This window comes from Photobacterium sp. 53610, assembly GCF_036409375.1.
Lineage (GTDB): Bacteria > Pseudomonadota > Gammaproteobacteria > Enterobacterales > Vibrionaceae > Photobacterium.
In genome coordinates, this window is the sequence record NZ_JAXOFS010000026.1 from 1 (window position 1) to 6862 (window position 6862).

The 6862-nt window shown below is 49.6% G+C and carries 6 protein-coding genes and 4 tRNA genes; 6 read left to right on the forward strand and 4 right to left on the reverse strand.

Annotation, left to right across the window (positions count from 1 at the left end; translation table 11 throughout):
- Window positions 1-489: 489 nt before the first annotated feature.
- From SPK40_RS22805 to SPK40_RS22815, 3 genes are all read right to left on the reverse strand, one after another.
- Window positions 490-1143, reverse strand: a complete 654-nt coding sequence (locus tag SPK40_RS22805; RefSeq protein WP_330962001.1) for a nicotinamidase — start codon at window positions 1141-1143, stop codon at window positions 490-492.
- Window positions 1144-1153: 10 nt separating this feature from the next.
- On the reverse strand, window positions 1154-2503 hold the full coding sequence (gene pssA / locus SPK40_RS22810) for a CDP-diacylglycerol--serine O-phosphatidyltransferase (RefSeq protein WP_248144884.1): 1350 nt from the start codon (window positions 2501-2503) through the stop codon (window positions 1154-1156).
- Between the two features lie 120 nt (window positions 2504-2623).
- Window positions 2624-3067 (reverse strand): GNAT family N-acetyltransferase, encoded by a 444-nt coding sequence (locus tag SPK40_RS22815; protein WP_330962002.1) that lies wholly within the window; start codon window positions 3065-3067, stop codon window positions 2624-2626.
- Between the two features lie 73 nt (window positions 3068-3140).
- On the opposite strand from SPK40_RS22815, the gene murB reads away from it, so the two are divergent.
- Window positions 3141-4181, forward strand: coding sequence for a UDP-N-acetylmuramate dehydrogenase (gene murB / locus SPK40_RS22820; RefSeq protein WP_330962003.1), 1041 nt, complete (start codon window positions 3141-3143; stop codon window positions 4179-4181).
- The gene (birA, locus tag SPK40_RS22825) at window positions 4178-5143 is read left to right on the forward strand and encodes a bifunctional biotin--[acetyl-CoA-carboxylase] ligase/biotin operon repressor BirA (RefSeq protein WP_330962004.1); all 966 of its coding nucleotides are present in this window, start codon (window positions 4178-4180) and stop codon (window positions 5141-5143) included. The genes murB and birA overlap by 4 nt, the downstream gene beginning before the upstream one ends.
- A 42-nt stretch (window positions 5144-5185) precedes the next feature.
- On the opposite strand, the gene coaA is transcribed toward birA, so the two are convergent.
- Entirely contained in the window at window positions 5186-6124 is a 939-nt protein-coding gene (coaA, locus tag SPK40_RS22830; protein ID WP_248144888.1) for a type I pantothenate kinase, read from the reverse strand.
- Window positions 6125-6332: 208 nt separating this feature from the next.
- Between coaA and SPK40_RS22835 the strand changes: the two genes are divergently transcribed.
- The 4 genes from SPK40_RS22835 to SPK40_RS22850 all read left to right on the forward strand — a co-directional run bounded on the left by SPK40_RS22835 (window position 6333) and on the right by SPK40_RS22850 (window position 6700).
- Window positions 6333-6408 (forward strand) — tRNA-Thr (locus SPK40_RS22835).
- 6 nt (window positions 6409-6414) lie between these two features.
- Window positions 6415-6499: transfer RNA gene (locus SPK40_RS22840), tRNA-Tyr, on the forward strand.
- Window positions 6500-6537: 38 nt separating this feature from the next.
- A tRNA-Gly gene (locus SPK40_RS22845) sits at window positions 6538-6612 on the forward strand.
- Between the two features lie 12 nt (window positions 6613-6624).
- Window positions 6625-6700, forward strand: a tRNA-Thr gene (locus tag SPK40_RS22850).
- Window positions 6701-6862: the final 162 nt, after the last annotated feature.

Consider the following 6862-nt stretch of genomic DNA (forward strand, 5'->3'; position numbering starts at 1 on the left):
AGCAGCGCCGATGGTAGTGTGGGGTCTCCCCATGTGAGAGTAGGACATCGCCAGGTGCTCTATTAAAGAAGGCCACCCGAATGGGTGGCCTTTTTGCGTTTTAACTTTTTCTATAAGCATCAGATCAACTGAGCATCATTTGATACTTGCTCTCAATCGAAGCTACTCACTGTGAGTTTAATTACGCTTCTCTTAAGATCAGAGGCTGATTCAGACACCACTCTCTGAATGTATCTATGAAAACCTGACTGGGATGACTAGTGCTTTGCTTTTGTCGTCTCGGTTCTGCATCACTGATAAGAACTCCGTGTCGTTATCGTTGATTGTGCTGTAGGCATGCCGTAATAAAAGTCAGCGATGAAAGACCGACATGTAAATACTGCTTGGCTGGCGGTTTAAAATTCGGCTCGTAGGAAAATATGTGAGTGCTACAGAAGGGTTGTGGTGAGATTGAAAACCAGGTATCCGATTGAACGGATACCTGATTTGCTATGGCAAGATGTACGTCTCATTGGAACAGAGAGATTTCACTTCTGAGAGGTTTTCGGCTACGAATATTCCGGCCTGACGCATTTCAGCGCAGCTGGAAGTGACCGTATCCTCGGCAATGCCACGGCAGGCTGCCAAATTGACAATGACCTTAAATGCTCTTGTTGCCTGGAGCTGGAGCGCAGTTGTCTTTACGCAATAGTCTGTTGCCAGTCCGCCAATTAAAACAGTAGTGACGCCTTTGCTGTTGAGCCATTCGATCAGACCCGTACTGAGTTGTTCCTGCAGATCGTGGTAGCAAGCACCGTAGGGGTGAAGATCAGGCTCGATCCCTTTCCAGATGACATGATCATAGTCTGTGACCTCCGGAAGCCCTGGGATGACTTTGAACCCTTGTGTGCCGGGAACGGCGTGTTTCACCCAGGTCAGATCGGCATTCGGATGCGGAAGTGATTGCAGCATCTTGTCGTGGTGTTCCACAACCCAGACGGCATTCGACGGGTGGGCATCCTTGGTGAGGATGCGCCAACTCGCCAATTTAGCCTGTTCGTTGAGCGCTGCTGCAATTTGATCCCCACCCGGAACGGGTAATTCGTCCGGACAAAGCGGGGTAAATGTTTGCTGAGCATCCACATCAATTGCTGCAATCGTCATGATCAACCCCCTACAGGATCTGGTTCAGGATATGATCTGCTTTCAGGCGTCGTATACGCTTGATTAAGCGTCTGACTGGCAGAGGATAGCTTTCGACTTTGTCGATAAATTTATAACTGCCCATTAATTGAGTATGTCGCAAGATTGCGTTGAGTTCCTGCTGTTTTTGCTCAGACAGTAACTCATGCTTGTCATGCACTAAGATGGCATTTTCAAGGTCCAGCTTCCAGGCTCTCGGGTTGAGATTGTTACCGGTGATCAGCATGTACTGACGGTCGACCCAGATACCTTTCAGGTGGAAACTGTTGTTGTCGTGTTTCCAGATATGAATGGCTAACTGCCGGCGAGCAATCGCAGCTTCATTATGTTTGGCAAAATTGCGCAGATTGACCTCATACAGATAAGGCAATCCGGCAATTGTCCGGAACGGTTCACTGGGGGGGATATAAAAGTCATTGGCCGTTTTATCGCCCACAATTAAGGTGATTTTCACTCCGCGTCTTAAGGCACGTTTGACTTCACGGCTGACACTGCGGGGGAAATTGAAGTATGGCGTACAGATAGTCAGCTCATTTTTGGCGCTGGCGATCAGTGTACAGATATATTTATTGAGATTGTTTTTTCGTCGTCCCAGGCCGACGATTGGCGTCAGCCCGACCTGATTTTCGCTGACGGATTCAGGCTCAAAGGAGTAGCTTGCCCGTTGCAGTTCCTGGCGTAAGTCCCGAATTGCATTCCGTAAGCTTTTCGTTTCAGGGCGAACTTGCTGATTCAGGCAATTGACTGCCGGGCTGTCGACTAATGTTTGCTGAACAAACTGAGCCATGCTGTCTGCCAGTCTGGCATTTTTCAGCACATGGTAGCGGTCACAGCGGTAGCGCTGATGCTGAGCGAGATAGACGTCATTCAGGCTGGCGCCGCTGTAGATCACCGAATCATCAATGATGAAGCCTTTCAGATGCAGTACGCCAAAGACTTCACGGTTGCGGACGGGTACACCCAATACTTCAATTTTATGTTCGTATGACGCTGAGAACTCCCGGTAAAAAGCTGCGTTCCCTTCAGATTTTTCTGCGCCAATTAATCCGCGCTGTGCGCGATGCCAGTCGACAAGTACTTTGATATCCAGTTCAGGACGTTTTTGTTTGGCTTCATACAATGCTTTGAGGATACCACGACCCGCATCGTCGTCCTGGAGGTAGAGTGCAACCAGGTAAATACGCTGAGTTGCGTTCGAGATTTCCTGATGCAAGCGCTCACGAAAAGCACTGGCATCCAGCAGTGTTTCTAAATTTTCTGGTTGATGCGCAATACACGGTAGCTGATCAATGAGCTGCCTATTTGCAGTAGCTGAATCCATTATCGCCTCGTTCCGCGACTTATTTGATAAATCTAAAAATTAAGAGGCCAATTATACCAGATTTTAGTGATGGTAAAGTGGCCACAATGGAGCAATTGCTGAGCTTGGGAGGCAGGTTGGTCAATTCGGGCTGTATAGCATGGGTGTGAGTGATTTTCCTGCACTCCGGTAGCGTTGAAGCCGGTTGGCCAGTGTCGCAGGTAAATCATCCTCAGAGACAACTCTGAATCCTGCGCTTACATAAAGCGACTCAAGGTGGCTGAATGCAAAACAAAAACAGCGCATAAATGCCAACTGCGGTTGACAGGCTGCCAGTAAAGCCAGAGCAATTCCCTGTTGCCGGAACGCAGGCGAAACCAACATGCCGGTTAATAACTGGTGATCCTCAGACAGCTGAAAGCGGACAACAGTGACAATTTCTGATGCTGTTTCACCGATCCAGATGACTTCGTCTCTTTTGGCTTTCCCTGCCGGGTAATGGGCCTTGTAGAGTCGATTGACCAGCGGGAATCGAATCGGTTCCAAAGGATGGAAGCTAAGTGTTGTTTTCGTGAAATCTGTCATGGAATTAACTGCGTCACTGCCAGGGATCAGTTAGAATGCGGCCTCCAGTATAAAGCGACGGTTTGAAATTGGTATGGAAGTTTTGCATTCCCAGTCACTGGCTCAATTACATACGTTTGGTATCCAGGTGTCGGCCTCCCGAATAGCCGCTGTGGCAACAGTCGATGAACTGAAGGCCATCCTTTTCAATGAGTGCCTGGATTCATCGCCATCACTGATTATCGGGCAAGGCAGTAATCTGTTGTTCTGCAGTGATTTCCAAGGGACTGTGATTCTGAACCGTATCATGGGCGTGGCGGTCACTGAAACGGACTATGCCTACCATCTGCATGTTGGTGCCGGCGAAAACTGGCATCAGCTGGTCTGCTGGACTGTGGAACAGGGGATGCCCGGCCTTGAAAACCTGGCTTTGATTCCGGGTTGTGCCGGTTCTGCACCCATTCAGAACATTGGCGCTTATGGCGTGGAATTACAGGACATCTGCGAATATGTGGATGTCATGGACAGGCGAGATGGTGAGGTGCGGCGGCTCAGCGCTGACGAATGTCGCTTCGGCTATCGGGATTCGGTTTTTAAGCACGCCTTGAAGGAAACACACATCATTGTCGCTGTCGGAATACGGTTGAGCAAAGACTGGCAGCCGAATATCTCTTATGGCCCGCTGGCCACTCTTGATCCCGAAACCGTCACGGCGGGAGACATCCTGGAACAGGTCTGCGCGGTACGTCGCGCGAAGCTGCCTGATCCGACGCAATTGGGGAATGCGGGCAGCTTCTTTAAGAACCCGGTTGTCAATCAGGAGATGTATCAGCAACTCTCTGCGGCATTTCCCGAATTACCGAGCTACCCGGCTCAGCAAGGGCATTACAAACTGGCAGCAGGATGGCTGATTGACCAGTGTGATTTAAAGGGCTATCAGATTGGCGGCGCCGCTGTTCATCAAGAGCAAGCCCTGGTGATTGTGAACACCGGTCATGCAACCTCTGAGGATGTACTCCGGCTGGCCCGGCATATTGTGGATACCGTGGCTCATAAATTTGGAGTCCGACTGGAACACGAGGTGCGCTTTATGGCTGCCAACGGGGAAACCACTTTGGACGAGGTGATGCCATGAAAGAGCATGCGACTAAGCTGGCCCTGATCCGCATACTTGCGGACGGGCAATTCCACTCCGGAGAGGCGCTCGGGGAAGTGATGGGGATCTCGCGTGCGGCGATCAGTAAACATATTAAGGTGATTCAGGAATGGGGATTGGATGTCCACCGGGTTCAGGGCAAGGGTTATCGTTTAGCGGCCGGATTTGAGCTGCTGGATGAAACGGCCATTCTTGCTCAGGTCGACTGCCCGTCGCTGTCATTGGTTCCCGTGATTGATTCGACGAACCAGTACATGCTGGATCGGATCGGACAGTTGCCCAAGGGCGCCGTTTGTCTGGCTGAATATCAGCAGGCAGGCAGGGGCCGGCGTGGAAGACAGTGGTTATCTCCATTTGGCAGTAACCTTTACTTTTCTATGTACTGGCGGCTGGATGCCGGGGTTGCAGCCGCAATGGGGTTAAGCCTTGTGGTTGGGCTGGCGGTAACGAAAACCCTTCAGAAACTGGGCGCGAAAGACATCAAAGTCAAATGGCCCAATGACCTTTATTATCAGGATAAAAAGCTGGCTGGGATTCTCGTTGAAATGAGCGGGAAAGCAGGCGATGCGGCTCATCTGGTGATTGGGATGGGGCTGAATCTGACCATGACCAATACGGATCCGGAAACTGTCGGTCAGCCATGGGCGAATCTGGCTGAAGCATGCCAACCCATGCCTGACCGCAATCAGCTGGCCGCAGCCATTATTGCCGAAATGACCGAAACATTGCAGCGTTATGAAGACGTTGGGATGGCTGGTTTTGTTGATGAGTGGGATCAGTATGACAACTTTCTTGGCCGGCCAGTCAAATTACTGATGGGAGAAAAGGTGATTCGGGGAATTGCCCGCGGAATCAACCCTCAGGGTGCCTTACTGCTAGAAACTGAACAGGGGCTGGTCCCTTATCTGGGTGGGGAGATCTCACTGCGTAAAGGTGATTAAATGCAAGACCAGTGTTTAAAGTGCTGGTCTTGACTGGATTCGCTATTTTCTGAGCTTGATGGTCTGTACTGCATGATTTGATCCTTTTTGCAGGATCAGGCTGGCCCGTTCACGGGTCGGCAGGATATTTTCCTTCAGGTTTTTCCCGTTGATTTCCTGCCAGATATTGGTAGCAGTTTTAATCGCTTCTGATTCGCTCAGTTTTGTGTAGTGATTGAAATAAGAAGAGGGATCCTGGAAGGCACCCTTGCGGAATTTCAAGAACCGCTCAATGTACCAGGTTTGCAGCAGGTCCGGCTCTGCATCGACATAAATCGAGAAGTCGAGTAAATCAGAAATAAAAACCCGATGTGGTTCATGCGGGTAGTCCATACCGCTTTGTAATACATTGAGTCCTTCAATGATGAGGATATCCGGCTGTTCCACCACTTTGATTTCATCGGTAATGTCATAAGTCAGGTGGGAATAAACGGGCGCCTCTACGCGGGGTTTGCCGGATTTTACTTCGGTCAGAAACTCTACCAAGCGACGAATATCATAGGACTGCGGAAATCCTTTCTTCTTCATCAGGTTTTTTTCCAGCAGAACATGATTCGGATAAAGGAAACCGTCGGTTGTGATGAGCTCGACTTTAGGATGTTCCGGCCACCGGGTGAGCAGGGCTTTCAGCAAACGGGCCGTTGTGCTTTTCCCGACAGCGACACTGCCAGCAATGCCGATGATATAAGGGACAGTTGTGGGTTTGGGCTGTGAAAGAAATTCTTCTAACACACGATTACGGCCTTTACGCGCACCGACATACAGATTCAGCAAACGAGATAATGGCAGGTAGATATCCCGAACTTCATCCATGGAAAGGTGCTCGTTTATCCCGCGAAGATTTTCGAGATCCGACTCGTTCAGTGTCATGGTAACCGACTTGCGTAATTCAGCCCATGCCTGCCGGTCAAAGGAGAGGTAAGGTGTTAGGATCTCGTTCATTTTGTAACCAAAATCTCATTCACAGGGAATGGGACAATACAGGATCAATTGACGAAGGGAAAGAGGACATCTTTTGTTCCGATGATGAAATCTGTACACACTTGCTGATGTTTGGTTAATAAATGCGCACAAGGCGCATCAATCTAATTTTTTTTGTATTTTCCTATTGCAACCCCCAAATCCATCGCATAGAATGCGCAGCACTTACGCCGACTTAGCTCAGTAGGTAGAGCAACTGACTTGTAATCAGTAGGTCACCAGTTCGATTCCGGTAGTCGGCACCAAAATTTGGAGGGATTCCCGAGTGGCCAAAGGGATCAGACTGTAAATCTGACGGCTCCGCCTTCGAAGGTTCGAATCCTTCTCCCTCCACCATATTCAAATGGTTGAATAGCTCTACGAGTTACGAGTTTGCGGGCATCGTATAATGGCTATTACCTCAGCCTTCCAAGCTGATGATGCGGGTTCGATTCCCGCTGCCCGCTCCACATTTCTCGTGTGCTGATATAGCTCAGTTGGTAGAGCGCACCCTTGGTAAGGGTGAGGTCGGCGGTTCAAATCCGCCTATCAGCACCACTCTCTCTCCAAAGCACTTCAATTCTTTTGATATATACTCTACAAAACCCATGATTGGTTGTGTGGTCGTTATACCACCTAAATACCGTGCCTAGAGGGACTACCCATGTCTAAAGAAAAATTTGAACGTACGAAACCGCACGTTAACGTTGGTACTATCGG

What these genes read in the sequence shown, in the direction of transcription:
- coaA (WP_248144888.1), bottom strand. Translation starts at nt 6,124, where the DNA reads ATGAACGAGATCCTAACACCTTACCTCTCCTTTGACCGGCAGGCATGG.
- SPK40_RS22805 (WP_330962001.1), bottom strand. Translation starts at nt 1,143, where the DNA reads ATGACGATTGCAGCAATTGATGTGGATGCTCAGCAAACATTTACCCCG.
- murB (WP_330962003.1), top strand. Translation starts at nt 3,141, where the DNA reads ATGGAAGTTTTGCATTCCCAGTCACTGGCTCAATTACATACGTTTGGT.
- pssA (WP_248144884.1), bottom strand. Translation starts at nt 2,503, where the DNA reads ATGGATTCAGCTACTGCAAATAGGCAGCTCATTGATCAGCTACCGTGT.
- SPK40_RS22815 (WP_330962002.1), bottom strand. Translation starts at nt 3,067, where the DNA reads ATGACAGATTTCACGAAAACAACACTTAGCTTCCATCCTTTGGAACCG.
- birA (WP_330962004.1), top strand. Translation starts at nt 4,178, where the DNA reads ATGAAAGAGCATGCGACTAAGCTGGCCCTGATCCGCATACTTGCGGAC.